The 14,150-nt window shown below is 67.7% G+C and carries 14 protein-coding genes; 12 read left to right on the forward strand and 2 right to left on the reverse strand.

Features of this window, described 5'->3' with window-relative positions; all coding sequences use genetic code 11:
• Window positions 1–214: 214 nt before the first annotated feature.
• Window positions 215–637, reverse strand: coding sequence for a hypothetical protein (locus ACO1BU_RS02295; RefSeq protein ID WP_424134279.1), 423 nt, complete (start codon window positions 635–637; stop codon window positions 215–217).
• 201 nt (window positions 638–838) lie between these two features.
• Here ACO1BU_RS02295 and ACO1BU_RS02300 point away from each other — a divergent pair, with 201 nt between their 5' ends.
• The 12 genes from ACO1BU_RS02300 (at window position 839) to ACO1BU_RS02355 (ending at window position 12,840) form a co-directional block, all read left to right on the forward strand.
• On the forward strand, window positions 839–1,282 hold the full coding sequence (locus tag ACO1BU_RS02300; RefSeq protein WP_424134280.1) for an acyl-CoA thioesterase: 444 nt from the start codon (window positions 839–841) through the stop codon (window positions 1,280–1,282).
• A 153-nt stretch (window positions 1,283–1,435) separates the two neighbouring features.
• On the forward strand, window positions 1,436–2,218 hold the full coding sequence (locus tag ACO1BU_RS02305; protein WP_424134281.1) for a class II aldolase/adducin family protein: 783 nt from the start codon (window positions 1,436–1,438) through the stop codon (window positions 2,216–2,218).
• Complete coding sequence (locus ACO1BU_RS02310; RefSeq protein ID WP_424134282.1) at window positions 2,215–3,852, forward strand: amidohydrolase; 1,638 nt, start codon at window positions 2,215–2,217, stop codon at window positions 3,850–3,852. The genes ACO1BU_RS02305 and ACO1BU_RS02310 overlap by 4 nt, the downstream gene beginning before the upstream one ends.
• Before the next feature lie 4 nt (window positions 3,853–3,856).
• A complete protein-coding gene (locus tag ACO1BU_RS02315; RefSeq protein WP_424134283.1) occupies window positions 3,857–4,798 on the forward strand; it encodes an ABC transporter permease in 942 nt (313 codons plus the stop codon).
• The gene (locus ACO1BU_RS02320) at window positions 4,795–5,679 is read left to right on the forward strand and encodes an ABC transporter permease (protein ID WP_424134284.1); all 885 of its coding nucleotides are present in this window, start codon (window positions 4,795–4,797) and stop codon (window positions 5,677–5,679) included. The genes ACO1BU_RS02315 and ACO1BU_RS02320 overlap by 4 nt, the downstream gene beginning before the upstream one ends.
• Before the next feature lie 16 nt (window positions 5,680–5,695).
• Window positions 5,696–7,297 (forward strand): ABC transporter substrate-binding protein, encoded by a 1,602-nt coding sequence (locus ACO1BU_RS02325; RefSeq protein WP_424134285.1) that lies wholly within the window; start codon window positions 5,696–5,698, stop codon window positions 7,295–7,297.
• 56 nt (window positions 7,298–7,353) lie between these two features.
• Window positions 7,354–8,787: an amidohydrolase family protein gene (locus ACO1BU_RS02330; RefSeq protein WP_424134286.1), complete on the forward strand. Its 1,434-nt coding sequence runs from the start codon at window positions 7,354–7,356 to the stop codon at window positions 8,785–8,787.
• Complete coding sequence (locus ACO1BU_RS02335) at window positions 8,784–9,782, forward strand: ABC transporter ATP-binding protein (protein WP_424134287.1); 999 nt, start codon at window positions 8,784–8,786, stop codon at window positions 9,780–9,782. Before ACO1BU_RS02330 ends, ACO1BU_RS02335 begins: the two co-directional genes overlap by 4 nt.
• Window positions 9,779–10,867, forward strand: coding sequence for an ABC transporter ATP-binding protein (locus tag ACO1BU_RS02340; RefSeq protein ID WP_424134288.1), 1,089 nt, complete (start codon window positions 9,779–9,781; stop codon window positions 10,865–10,867). The genes ACO1BU_RS02335 and ACO1BU_RS02340 overlap by 4 nt, the downstream gene beginning before the upstream one ends.
• Window positions 10,868–10,948: 81 nt before the next feature.
• Window positions 10,949–11,371, forward strand: a complete 423-nt coding sequence (locus ACO1BU_RS02345) for an FMN-binding negative transcriptional regulator (RefSeq protein ID WP_424134289.1) — start codon at window positions 10,949–10,951, stop codon at window positions 11,369–11,371.
• A gap of 3 nt (window positions 11,372–11,374) precedes the next feature.
• Window positions 11,375–11,572 carry a hypothetical protein gene (locus tag ACO1BU_RS02350; RefSeq protein ID WP_424134290.1) on the forward strand — a complete coding sequence of 66 codons (198 nt, stop codon included), beginning with the start codon at window positions 11,375–11,377 and terminating at the stop codon, window positions 11,570–11,572.
• Between the two features lie 83 nt (window positions 11,573–11,655).
• Complete coding sequence (locus ACO1BU_RS02355) at window positions 11,656–12,840, forward strand: iron-containing alcohol dehydrogenase (RefSeq protein ID WP_424134291.1); 1,185 nt, start codon at window positions 11,656–11,658, stop codon at window positions 12,838–12,840.
• 60 nt (window positions 12,841–12,900) lie between these two features.
• On the opposite strand, the gene ACO1BU_RS02360 is transcribed toward ACO1BU_RS02355, so the two are convergent.
• The gene (locus tag ACO1BU_RS02360; protein ID WP_424134292.1) at window positions 12,901–14,070 is read right to left on the reverse strand and encodes an EAL domain-containing protein; all 1,170 of its coding nucleotides are present in this window, start codon (window positions 14,068–14,070) and stop codon (window positions 12,901–12,903) included.
• Window positions 14,071–14,150: the final 80 nt, after the last annotated feature.

The raw sequence follows: 14,150 nt of genomic DNA on the forward strand, positions 1-14,150 counted from the left end.
CAGTTGGCCAGAGAGTGAGATTCGGAGCTTGCGCCCTGGTGGGCAGAACCTGCGGAGCCGCTTTCCCGCCCGTTTCTGCCCGCAACGGGCCATCTCGCCTGGCCCTGTTCATCGGCTCACGCCCTGCAGCCTCTGGCCTCTGTCGCGTGGGGGGCGTGCTCCTCGATCGGGGTGTTGCGAGGCGTGCAACAGGTGGAGGGAGCTTCCGGCGCGATCAGGACAAAACAGGTGCGGTGCAGCCCTCGCCACGCCGGCTAAACGATTGAACGCGCCCGTCCCGGATTTCGAAGATCACCGAGCAGTCTAAAAGAGCAGGCTGCCCAAAGCTGCCGAACCCCAGCCCCAGGCCGGTTCCGATGCCTACACCTCCGCCGAAGCTTCCGAACCCCAGGCCCAAGGTTGGCACCACCGAAGGGCCTGAGGCCGGACTGACGAAGTCATATTGCAGAAGCCGCCGGCCACTTGGGTCGTCATAGGTACGGTTTGGCACACCCAGCCCACTGATCACCTCGGCTTCGGGGTGTCCGACATATGTGCCGATCCGCTGGTCAAAGGCCTCCACCGTCGCTGTCGGTGCGCACCCCGCAATCAGGGATACGAGCGCGAGAAGGGGCACGGTTCCGAGATTGCGATGCATGCGTCTCATCGGCTGGGGTCCGGAGGGAGGAAGAAGGCAAGCAGGAGAACGCTTGCGCCCTGAACGGGGATGCGGTGGCGCTTGGAGGGCGCCTCGGTCAGCGGACCGGAAAGGCGCGCCGAAGCTTTCTGCGGCTGCTAGCAGGAGGCGTGTGGCGGTGAGAGTGTGGGAAAGTCCACCGACGTGATTGAAGCAGATCCAGTGAATACAAGACGCTCAGAACTGTGTCGCGTCCGCCCGGAATGGGTCGACCATTACGGCCATATGAACCTGGCCCCCTATGTCCATGTCTTCGACATGGCGACCGACGCCCTTTGGCCTTCGCTCGGCTTGGGCGAGGGATTCCGCGCGAGACATCTTGGCACCTTCGCCGCCGAGAACTGGGTGGCCTACAGGCGCGAGGTCCGGCTGGACGATCCGCTTTCGGCCGAGAGCGAAGTGCTCGCCCACGACGCCAAGCGCCTGCTGATCCGCCACCGTCTCTTCCATGCCGAGGCGGGATTCGAGAGCGCGCGCTGCGAACTGCTCTTCCTCTGCGTGGACCTCACGACCCGCCGGGTCTGTCCCTGGCCCGAAGAAGTCCGTTCCGGTTTCGCGGCCCAGCCGGTCGGTGCGCCGCCAGAAAGACTGGCCCTGCGGCGGTGAGGGGGACCGCCACGGGGGCATGAGGCGCCCGGCGGGGCGGCATCGTGCTTGTCATTTGGGCGCCGGCCGCGCCAGATCGGGCTGCGCGTTCCGATAACCGGGTTGACGCATGGGGCTCCCGGAAGGAACGATCCGCCCACGGAGGATCCCCCGATGAATGTTGCCCTGCGTCCCGATGGCCAGGCCCCCGCCGGCATGTCGCCGGAGGAGTGGCAGATCCGCTGCGACCTCGCGGCGCTCTACCGGCTGGTGGCGCATCACCGCTGGACGGACCTGATCTACACCCACATCTCCGCCCGCATTCCCGGCCCGGAGCACCACTTCCTGATCAACCGCTATGGCGTGATGTTCGGGGATATGTGCGCGACCGACCTGGTGAAGATCGACCTGGAAGGCAACGTGCTGGAGGACGAGCCGCAGTCGCGCAAGGTGAACGCCGCCGGCTTCACCATCCACTCCGCCATCCACATGGCGCGGGAGGATCTGATGTGCGTGGTGCACACCCATACCTCCGCCGGCATCGCCGTTTCCGCCCAGAAGCACGGGCTGCTGCCGATCAGCCAGCACGCGCTGAAGTTCTACGGCCACCTCTCCTATCACGGCTATGAGGGCATCGCGCTGGACCTGGATGAGCGCGAGCGGCTGATCAAGGATCTCGGCCCGACCAACAAGGCGATGATCCTGCAGAACCACGGCCTGCTGGTCGCGGGCCGGACCATCCCGGAGGCCTGGGGCCAGATCTATTACCTGGAGCGCGCCTGCCAGGCGCAGGTCGCGGCGCTGGCCGGCGGCTGCGAGCTGGTGCTCCCGCCCGAGGAGGTGCGGGTGAAGACCGCGAACCAGTTCAACGGCCCGCACACCCTGTCTCATGCACAGTTCGCCTGGGAATCCGCGCTCTCGCTGATCGAGGGTCAGGGCCGGGACTGGCGGTCTTGAGCGAAGCCCTCCTCCTCTCCGGCGGCCGCATTTTTCGCGGCCTTGCCGGAGGTTTCGCGGAAGCCCTTCTGATCGCGGAGGGGCGCGTCGCGGCCGTCGGCACGAAGGATGAGGTGGAGGGCGCAGCCCCCGCCGGGACGAAGCGGGTGGATCTCGGGGGCCGGGTGGCGATCCCGGCCTTCAACGAGGCCCATATGCATCTGCTGCCCTATGGGCTGGGCCTGAGCCAGGTGAACCTGCGGGCTGAGCAGGTGAGGACGCTGGACGAGGTGCTGCGCCGTATCGGTGAGGCGGCGAAGAAGGCGCCGAAGGGTGCCTGGGTGCTCGGCCGTGGCTATGACCATGGCGAGCTGGATATCGGCCGCCATCCGACCGCGGCGGAGCTGGATCGCGTTTCCCCCGACAACCCCGTCTATATCGTTCGCACCTGCGGCCATATGGGCGTGGCGAACAGCGCCGCGATGAAGGCGGCGGGCGTCGGCCACAACACGCCGGACCCCGAGGGCGGGGCCATCGAGCGGAAGAACGGGCAGCTCACCGGCCTGTTCATGGAGCGCGCCAAGCGGCTGATCATCGATGCGATGCCCTTGCCCTCCGAGGACCACATGGTGGGCGCGATCGAGGCGGCCGGACGTGACCTGGCCGCGCGCGGCTTCGCGACCGCCAGCGACATGAATGTCGGCATGACCGCCGGGCTGCACGAGATCGCCGCCTATCGCCGCGCCCTGGCCGAGGGGCGGCTGATGCAGCGCATGTGGCAGGTGCTGGCCGGCAATCCCGAGGGCATCGCCGAGGCCGCCTGGAACGAGGGGCTGCGCCCCGACCACACCGACGACATGCTGGCCTGGGGCGCCGTGAAGGTGTTCGGCGATGGCTCGGCGGGTGGCCTGACAGCCGCCTTCTTCGATCCTTATCTGGCCAGCGCGGGCGGCGGCACCGGCATCTTCTGCTTCCCCGACGAGGCGATGCACCGGCTGCTGGCGCTGTATCACCGCCAAGGCTGGCAGTTGGATATCCACGCCATTGGCGATGCCGCCATCGAGCAGGTGCTGGTGGGCATGGAGAAGGCCGGGGAGGGGGATGCGCCGCTCGCCGGCCGCCGCCACCGCATCGAGCATTGCGGCTTCCTGAACGCCGATCAGCGCCGGCGGATGAAGGCCAACGGCATCATCCCCGTGCCTCAGCCGGTCTTCATGTACGAGTTCGGTGATCTCTACGTGAAGAATCTGGGCCTGGAGCGCACCGAGGCCGCCTATCCCATGCGGACTTGGCTGGAGGAGGGGCACAACCCCGCCGCTTCCTCGGACTGCCCGGTCTCCTCGGTGGATCCCTTCGGCAATCTTTTCACCATGGTGACCCGCAAGACGAACAAGGGCACGGTGCTGGGGCCGGATGAGGCGCTGACCATGGAACAGGCCGTGCATTGCTACACCTGGTGCGGCGCCTATTCCCAGTTCGCTGAGACCCGCCGCGGTACGCTGGAGCCGGGCATGCTGGCCGATCTTGCCATCCTTTCGAAGGACATCTTCGCCATCACGCCGGAGGAGTTGTTCTCCACCGAGGCTGACCTGACCCTGCGGGGTGGCGAGCCGATCTTCGACCGGCACGGCATCCTGCGCGCCGCGGCGGCCTGACAGGATGGGCCGTCACGCCGTCCAGCGTTTGCTGATGGCCATCCCCGTGCTCCTCGGGGTGGTGCTGGTGGGTTTCCTGCTGATGCAGGTGGTGCCGAGTGATCCGGCCATGGTGCGCGCCGGTCCCTCGGCCACGCCCGATGTGGTGGAGGCGATCCGCCGCGACATGGGCCTGGACCGGCCGCTCTACGAGCAGTTCGGCATCTATCTCTGGCGCCTGCTGCATGGGGATCTGGGCGTCTCCATCATCAACAACGTGCCGGTGGTGCAGGAACTCGGGAACACGATCGGCCCGACGCTGGAGCTGATGTTCGCCAGCCTGATCTGGTCCATCCCGATCGGCATCGCGCTCGGCACCATCGGTGCCTATTGGCGCGGCCGGTTCCTGGACCGGATCATCACGGCCCTCGCCGTGGCTGGTGGCTCTATTCCCGTCTTTTTCCTCGGGCTGCTGCTGATCTGGTATGTGGGCTTCCAGCTCCAGCTCCTGCCCTTCACTGGCCGCGCGGGCCCGATCTGGACCAAGGAAGGGCTGACGGCGATCATCCTTCCGGCCCTGGCGCTGGGCGGCTCCTTCATTGGGCCGGTGGCGCGCATGACCCGCACCGCCGTGCTGGACGTGCTGGGCGTGGAGCATGTCCGCACCGCCCGCGCGAAGGGTCTGGGCGAATTTCGCGTCGTCACCCGCCATGCGCTGCGCAACGCTCTGATTCCCGTGGTTACGCTGATCGGCCTCCAGATCGGCTTTCTGCTAGGCGGCGCGGTGGTGACGGAAACCGTCTTCTCCTGGCCCGGCGTCGGGCGGCTGGCGGTGGGTGCCATTCTGTCTGCTGATTTCCCAATGGCGCAGGGCACGATCATCGTGCTCTCGCTTGGCTTCATCATCATCAACCTGGTGGTGGACGTGCTCTATGCCGCCCTCGACCCGCGGATGCGGACCGCATGAGCGCCACGATTGAAAGCCCACCCCTGGTGGCAGAGGCCGCGCCGCCGAAGCGCCCGGGTACCTTCGGGCGGCTGGTGCGGGAGCCGGTGGCTGCCGCCGCCCTCGCGCTGGCGGCCCTGATCATCCTGGCCGCGATCCTCGCGCCCGTGCTGTCGCCCACCGATCCCTTCGACAACGACCTGGCTCAGGCCATGGCGGCGCCCGGCACTCCTGGACTGCCGCTGGGGGCCGATGCGCAGGGACGGGACATGGTGACGCGTACCTTGTACGGACTGCGGCTCACCCTGCTGATGGGGCTCGCCTCCGTGCTGCTGGGCGGCGGCCTCGGCGCGGCGGTGGGCTTCGCGGCGGCCTTCTACCGGCGGCTGGATGGGCTGCTGATGCGGCTGATGGACGTGATGCTCTCCTTCCCCGCCATCCTCTTCGGGCTGGCGCTGGCCGCCATCTTTGGCCCGGGCATCCCGGCTGTGGTGCTGGCACTGGCCGTTGCCACCATTCCGCTGATGGCGCGCATTGTCCGCGGGTCGGCGCTCGCCATCATGGCACTGGATTATATCGAGGCGGCGCGTGCCACCGGCATGTCGGATGCCCGCATCATCCTGCGCCATGTCGCGCCCAACTGCCTCTCCTCCATCTTCGTCTTCGCCACGCTGCGCTTCGGGCAGGTGATCCTGCTGGGATCGGCGCTTTCCTTCCTCGGCCTTGGGGCCCAGCCCCCGACCGCGGAGCTGGGAGCAATGGCCGCGGAGGGCCGCAATTTCCTGTTCTTCGCGCCGCATATCGCCATCATCCCGTCGGTGGCGATCTTCGTGACGGTGCTGGTCTTCAACTTGCTTGGCGACGCGCTGCGCGACGCGCTCGATCCGAAGTTGCGCGTCTGAACAACAGAAGGGGGCGATGATGAGGACGTTTTGGGGCGGCATGCTGCTGGCGGCGTCGGCGCTGCTGCCGGGGGCCGAGGCCATGGCGCAGGCCGCACCGCGCGACACGCTGGTGGTGCTGCGCGAGATCGATGCGGACCGCTACGACCCGCAGCGCTCCGCCGCCACCGCCGCCGGCGAGGCGCTGTTCATGCTGGGCGACACGCTTGTCTCCATGGACTGGGACCAGAGGACCATCCGTCCTGGCCTGGCCGAGCGCTGGGAGGTCAGCCCGGACGGTAAGACCTACACTTTCCACCTCCGCCGCAACGTCACCTTCTGTGACGGCAAGCCGATGACGGCGAAGGATGTCGCCTATACTTTCACTCGCTGGGCTGATCCCGCGACGCGCAGCCCGGTGCGCTACCGCGCCGGCCAGATCGAATCCGTGCGCGCGGTGGACGACTACACCGTCGAGTACAAGCTGAAGGAGCCCTACAGCGAACTGCTCTACCAGCTGACGCAGTATTTCGCGGTCATCATCGACCAGGCCACTGTCGAGAAGCTCGGCGAGAATTTCGGCGTGCAGGGCTTCAACGGCACCGGCCCCTTCTGCTGGGCAAGCTGGACGCCGCGCCAGGAAATGGTCCTGACGAAGCATGAGGGCTATAACTGGGGGCCGCCGATCTACAACAATCCCTCGCCGCAGGTTGGCCGCGTGATCCTGCGCGTGATCCCCGAGGCAAACACGCGCATTGCCGCCATCCAGTCGGGGCAGGGCGACGTGATTGGCGGCGGCTCGATCCCGTATTTCGCCGTCGACGTGCTCAAGCGTGTGCCGACCGTGCGGATGCAGCAGCAGCCAATCTACTTCTATGACATCTTCATCGGCTTCCGCGTGAACCACTCGGTGACCAGCGATCCGGCCATCCGCCGCGCCGCGAACCTCGCCGTCAACAAGGAGGCCATCACCCGCGCCGTCACCTTCGGCCAGGGCGCCCCGGCAACGGAGATGATCAACCCGGCCGCGTTGGACGCAGACCCGGAGGCGGGGCGGATGATCCCGCGCTACAATCCGGACGAGGCCAAGAAGGTGCTCGACGAGGCCGGCTGGGCGATGGGATCGGACGGTGTCCGCGTGAAGGACGGGCAGCGCGCCTCCATCCTGATCTATGGCCTGCAGCAGCAGGTTAACAGCAGCATGCTGCAAGCCGTGCAGGCCGATCTTCGCCGCATCGGCATCGAGTTGCGCGTACAGCTCTGGGACGCGACGGTTGGCTGGGGCAAGCTGGCGACGCAGGAATTCGACGCCTTCACGATCAGCTATCCCTATGTCTCCGCCACCGACGCATTGTCGCTGTACTTCTCCTCCGCCAATCGGCCGACGCCGAACCGGATGAACTGGAACGATCCGGAGACCGACGCACTGCTCGACCAGGCAAAGAAGGCCATTGATCCCGCGGCGCGTGCCGAGGCGATCGGAAAGCTGCAACGCCGGCTGGCCGAGGCGAATGTCTGGATCCCGATGATCCGCACGCCGATGTGGGTTGCCTCCTCCCAGCGCGTAGAGGGTGTGCGGCCGCACGGCATCTACGGCGTGCCGCTCTATAAGGGCCTCGACATCCGCCTGACGCGATAGGCGCAACAAGGGTGGCCGCCTGGGGCGGCCACCCGCCATCTTTCGGGGGACGAGCCATGACCACCACCGTGATCCGCGACGCCGACATCGTCGTCGCCTGGGATCCGTCGGCAAAGCAGCATGTCTATCTGACGAATGCCGATGTCGCCTTCCAGGGCGGCACGATCACCTATGTCGGCCGCGCCTATACCGGTCCGGCGGAGGAGGAGATCGCCGGGCGCGGGCTGATGGTCATGCCGGGGCTGGTGAACATCCACTCCCACCCGTCATCGGAGCCGATGAACAAGGGGCTGATCGATGAGATCGGCTCTCCCGGCCTCTACAATTCCTCGCTCTACGAATACATGCCGATCTTCCGTGCCGATGCGGAAGCGGTGCCCCACTGCGTGCGCGTGGCGCTGAGCGAGTTGCTGCTCTCCGGCGTGACCACCGTCGCCGATCTCTCCATGGCGCATCCGGGCTGGCTGGACCTTCTGGCGGAATCCGGCATGCGCGTCTGCATCGCGCCCATGTTCAAATCGGCACGCTGGTACACGAAGAACGGCCATGCCGTGGAGTATGAGTGGGATGAGGCCGCCGGTGAGAAGGCCATGGCCGAGGCCCTGTCCCTCATTGACCGTGCGGAGCAGCATGAAAGCGGCCGTCTGTTCGGTATGGTCGTGCCCGCCCAGATCGACACCTGCGCCCCGGGACTGCTGCGCGAGAGCAGCGAGGAAGCCAAGGCGCGCGGCCTGTCCTGGCAGATCCATGCCGCGCAATCCGTGGTGGAGTTCCATGAGATCACCCGCCGCCATGGCTACACGCCAATCGGCTGGCTGGACTCCATGGGCCTGTTGAACGACCGCGCAATCATCGGCCACGGCATCTTCCTGGACGATCATCCCTCGACCCAGTGGCACACCAACACGGATCTCGATCGGCTGGCCGAGACGGGCACCACCGTCGCTCATTGCCCCACTGTTTTCGCGCGGCGCGGCATCACCCTGAAGAATTTCGGCCGCTACAAGCGCCGTGGCGTGAATATGGGCCTGGGCACGGACACTTATCCGCATAACATGCTCGATGAGATGCGGCTGGTCGGCTATCTCGCCCGCACACAGGCCACCGACCCGCGCGCCGTTACCACCACCGAGATTTTCGATGCCGCCACTATCGGCGGCGCGAAGGCCCTGGGGCGCGACGATATCGGCCGCCTCGCTGCTGGCTGCCGGGCCGATATCGTGCTGGTGAATGCGGAACACCCGATGATGCGCCCGGGTCGCGATCCCATGCGAAGCCTGGTCTATGCCGCCGGCGACCGCGCGCTGCGGGATGTCTATGTCGATGGCCAACTCGTTGTGAAGGACGGCATGGTGCTGACCATGGATTACGAGCAGGCCGCCGCCCATCTTCACGAGGCGCAGAAGCGCATCCTGGATCGGGCGCCGTCCCAGGACTGGGCGCATCGCCCTGTCGAGAAGATCAGCCCGCCGAGCTTCCCCTGGGCATGAGCACCGATGCGCTCCTGCGGATCCAGGATCTCCGCACTGTCTTTCGCAGCAGCAATGGCGACATTGCGGCAGTCGATGGTGTGACTCTCGATGTGCCGCGCGGGAGGACGCTCGGCATCGTCGGGGAGAGCGGTTGCGGCAAGTCCATGCTGTCGCTCTCCATCATGCGCCTTGTTCCGCAACCCGGGCGGATCGCGCAGGGAAATGTAGTGCTGGAAGGGCGTGACCTCGCCGTCCTTTCCCCTGCTGAGATGCGGGCCGTACGCGGCGCCGAGATCGCCATGATCTTCCAGGAGCCCATGACTTCGCTGAACCCGGTGCACAGCATCGGCAATCAGCTGGTCGAGGCGATGCGCGCCCATGACCCGAAGGCCAGCGCTGCCGAACTGCGCGACCGTGCCATTGAGGCACTGCGCCGTGTCCGCATTCCCTCGCCGGAGCGGCGCTTCGCGGAATATCCGCACCAGCTCTCAGGCGGCATGCGCCAGCGCGTGATGATCGCCATGGCCCTGGCCTGCCGCCCGCGCCTGCTGATCGCGGATGAGCCAACCACCGCGCTGGATGTGACGGTGCAGGCCCAGATCCTCGACCTGCTGCGCGACCTTCAGGCCGAGACGGGCATGTCCGTCATTCTCATCACCCATGACCTCGGCGTCGTCGCGGAAATGGCGGATGAGGTGGCGGTGATGTATGCCGGGCGCGTCGTGGAGCGCGGCACCGCGAAGGATATTTTTGAGGATCCGCAACACCCCTACACGATCGGCCTGCTCGGCAGCGTTCCGCGCATCGAGGAAGACCGCGAGCGCCTCCTCTCCATCGAGGGCAGCGTGCCGCCGCCCTTCGCTTTCCCCAGGGGGTGCCGCTTCAACCCGCGCTGCCCCTTCGCCATCCGCGCCTGCACGGAGATCGACCCGCCCTTGCGCGAACTCTCCCCCGGCCACCGCGCCGCCTGCATCCGCGCGCCGGTCGAACTTGCCGTGGATGTCGCCGCATGACCGAAGCACCTCTTCTCGAAGCGATCGACATCACCAAGCATTACCCCGTGAGAAAGGGCCTGGTTATCGCGCGCCAAGTCGGCGCCGTGCGGGCGGTGGATGGCGTCTCCTTCCGCCTTCATCGCGGCGAGACCCTGGCGCTGGTGGGGGAAAGCGGCTGCGGCAAGTCCACCACCGCGCGCCTCGTCATGCGGCTGATCGAGCCCTCCTCCGGGGCTGTCCGCTTCAAGGGGGAGGATGTCACGAAAGTGGGCGGCGCGAAGCTGCGTGCCTTGCGCCGGCACCTCCAGATCGTCTTCCAGGATCCCTATGCCAGCCTCAACCCGCGTCTGACGGTGGCGGATGCGATCGCCGAGCCGATGGCGGTGCATGGCATCGGCGACGCCGCCTCCCGCCGGGCGCGCGTGCAGGAACTGCTGCGCCTGACCGGGCTGCGCGCCTTTCATGCTGACCGGTACCCGCATGAATTCTCCGGCGGCCAACGCCAGCGCATCGGCATCGCCCGCGCGCTCGCCGTGGAGCCGGAGGTGGTGGTCTGCGACGAGCCAGTTTCCGCGCTGGACGTTTCCATCCAGGCGCAGGTGGTGAACCTGCTGGGCGATCTGCAGCAACGGCTTGGCCTATCCTACCTCTTCATCGCGCATGACCTCGCGGTGGTGAAGCATGTCGCTGACCGCGTGGCGGTGATGTATCTCGGCCGCATCGTCGAGGTGGCGCCCAAGCACACGCTCTTCTCCGATCCGCGCCATCCCTATACGCGCGCACTTCTCCGCGCGATTCCACGCCCGGACCCCTCACGCCGTGGCCAGGTCACGCCCTTGGGCGGCGATCTGCCCAGCCCGCTGAACGTGCCGCCCGGCTGCCGCTTCCACACGCGCTGTCCCCTGGCCCAGCCGATATGCCGGGAACAGGATCCATCGCTGCGCGAGATCGCACCGGGCCATACCAGCGCCTGTCACTTCGCCGAGGACCTCCCGCGCTTCGATGCGGAGGCCGGGGCGGGCGTGGCTCCCGTGGCCGCCCGCCGCCTGGCCGCTTATGCCGCCGCCCGTGCCTCGCGCGTGGTACCGGCCGCGGTGGGCTGACGGAATTCCCCCGTCCCGCTGCCGCGTCTATTCCCGCGGTTGTTGCGGGCGCCCGCGGATCCAGGCCATGAAGCGGGCGCCATGTACATCCCAGCAGCCTTCCGCGAAGACGACCTGCCCGCGCTTCACGGGATGATGCGCGCAGCGCGCCTGTCCAATTTCGTCACAGCCACGGCGAATGGCCCGGTCGCCACGCCGCTGCCCCTCTTCCTCAATGCGGAGGAGGGGCCTTTCGGCACCCTCTACGGCCATCTGGCCCGCGCCAATCCGCAATGGAAGACGCCACCCATCGGCGAGGCCATGGCGCTCTTCATGGGGCCTGACGCCTACATCACCCCCGCCTGGTACGCGACGAAGCGGGAAACCGGGAAGGTCGTGCCCACCTGGAACTACGTCGCGGTCCATGCCTATGGCCCGGTCGAGTTCTTTGAGGAGCCCGACCGCCTGCTGGAGGTTGTGACCCGCCTGACCAACCTGCACGAGGCCCCGCGCGCCGAGCCCTAGGCCGTGACCGACGCGCCCGAGGATTTCATCCGCGCCCAGCTCCGCGGCATCGTCGGCCTGCGCCTGCCGATTGCGCGGCTGGAAGGCAAGCGCAAGATGAGTCAGAACCGCAATGAGGCGGATCGCGCCGGCGTGGCCCAGGGCTTGGCCGAAAGCGACCGTGCGGGCGACCGCGAGGCCGCGGCCCTCATCCCGCGCTGAATTTCGCGGAGCGGCCCAGGCCCGGCCTTGCGTCCGCCGCTCCAGGTCTCAGGATGCGTTCCAAAGCAATCGGGAACGCGTCCATGATCGTCTCGCTCCTCGCTCCGCGCCTGATCCTCTCCGGTGGCGGCGCCGTCACGAAAATTGCCGAGGTCCTGGCCCAATTCGGCCTCTCCCGCCCCCTGGTGGTGACCGATCCCTGGATGGTCTCCTCGGGCACCGTGGATCGCGGCTTGGCCCCGCTGCGCGGGGCCGGGCTCGCCCCCGCCGTCTTTTCCGAAACCGTGCCCGATCCCACGGACACCGTGGTCGAAGCCGGCGTGCGGGCCTTCCGGGCCGGTGACTATGACTGCCTGATCGGCTTCGGCGGCGGCAGCCCGATGGACACGGCGAAGGCCATCGCCATCCTCGCCGCGGCGCCGGAGGGCACGCATATCCGCGCCCTCAAGGTGCCCGCCCAGGCCAATCAGGGCGCCGTGCCTATCATCTGCATTCCTACGACCGCTGGTACGGGGAGTGAGGCGACGCGCTTCACCGTCATCACCGACACGACGAACGACGAGAAGATGCTGATCGCCGGCCTCGGCGCCCTGCCGCTGGCCGCCATCGTGGATCACCAGCTCACCTGGACCGTCCCGCCCCGCACGGTGGCCGATACCGGCATCGACAGCCTGACCCATGCGTTGGAGGCCTTCGTCAGCCAGAAGGCCAACCCCTTCAGCGACGATTTCGCCCGCATCGCCATGCGGCTGATCGCGCCCAATCTGCGCCGTGCCTATGCAGATGCCGCGAACACCGGCGGTGCCCGTGATGAGGAAGCGCGCGAGGCGATGATGCGTGGCGCGACCCTGGCGGGCCTCGCCTTCTCCAACGCCTCTGTCGCGCTGGTGCATGGCATGTCGCGCCCCATCGGCGCGCATTTCCACGTGCCGCACGGCCTGTCCAACGCCATGCTGCTGCCCGCGGTCACGCGCTTCGGCCTGAACGCCGCCCTGCCGCGCTATGCCGAGGCCGCGCGCGTCATGGGCCTGGCCTCGGAAGCGGAGGACGACCAGTCCGCCGCCACTCGCCTGGTGGAGGAACTGGAAGCCCTGAACCGCGAGCTGAAGGTTCCCACCCCCGCCGCCTATGGCATTGAGGCCGCGAAATGGGACGGGCTACTGGAGACCATGGCCGCCCAGGCCCTCGCCTCCGGCAGCCCCGCCAACAACCCGCGCGTGCCCGACGCCGCCGAAATCATAGCGCTGTATCGCGAGGTCTATGCCTGACCCACGTGCTGCGGCCTATGAGGTAACGGCTCCGGGAAGCCTCAGCCCACAGGCCTTCCATCAGCCTCCCTCGAGCCGCCGCGCGCCGCGCCAGGCCGCCATCCAGGCGGGCAGCGCTGCGGCCGGTAGAGGGCGGCCCACCGCATAGCCCTGGGCGTGGTCCACACCGGCCCAGGCCAGTGCTTGCCAGATGCCGGCGCCGCTAACGCCCTCTGCTGTCACGAGCATGCCCCGCTGGTGGGCGATGGTCACGAGCCGTTCCATCTCTGCCCGCGCACGGCGGCTGCGAACGAGAGCACTGATCAGGAAGCGGTCGAGCTTCAGCCCCGTAAAAGGCAGATCCAGCAGGATGTCCCGGTTCTCCGCCAGGCTCATATCGTCGATCCAGACAGGGTGGCCCGCCTGCCGCAGCCGGATCAGGGCGCGGCGTAGCGCCAGCGGATCGCGCACCGGCGTGGTCTCGGTCAGCTCGATCCCGATGGTCGCTGGCCGCAGGCGCTCCTCCCGGCACAGACTTTCAAGCCAGAGGCCCGTATCCCGCCGCAGCAGCACCTCCAGTGGCAGGTTGATCGAAACCGGCAGGGCGAGGCCAGGGCGCAGGGCCCGCATATCGGCGGCGGCTATTCGCCCAACGGCGCGGGTCAGGGCCAGGGCCAGCCCGCAGCGCTCCGCCATCGGCACGAAGGAGTCCGGGCTCATCGGCGTCGTGCCGAGGCGTCCGTCAGGGCGCAACCAGCGCACCAGCCCTTCCACACCAACTGGCTGGCGGTCGGCGATCCGGACGATAGGCTGGTAGCGCATCTCTACCTCGCCGCGCGCCAGGCCCAGGCGCAGCGCCGCAACCTCCTCCGCCTCGCTGGGATCGTGGCGGCCCGTCAGGCGGCGTAGGGCGGTCAGCAGTTCCGTCGGTCGGTCCGGCAGCCCATCCCGGTCAATAACCAGGACCTGGATCGGGTTGAACGGGTCCTGAGCGGCCTCCCGCAACACCTGCCAGCCAGGCAAACCGGGATGGGGTTCGCAGATCAGGCCGAGCAGTGGTCTTCCCGGGCCGACGAGCCGCGCCATGGCCTCTGCGAGCGGCACGGGGCGTGCGGGCGGCGCGCCGATCCAGCGCAGCCCGTTCTGGATCAGGGAAAGAAGATGAGGGTCGCGCAGAACAGCGAGGAGCTCGCCCTCCTGGCGGTGCTGGGGAGAGTGGGCCCCACCGTCATGAACCGGTTCCACGGACACGGATGGGGCCTGCCATCTCTACGGAATAGCAACATTAGGGTCTGTATCCGCAACCCGCCAAGCCGGAGCCGCGTAAGGAG

The sequence above is a fragment of the Roseomonas chloroacetimidivorans genome (genome assembly GCF_049629625.1).
Classification (GTDB): domain Bacteria; phylum Pseudomonadota; class Alphaproteobacteria; order Acetobacterales; family Acetobacteraceae; genus Roseomonas; species Roseomonas chloroacetimidivorans.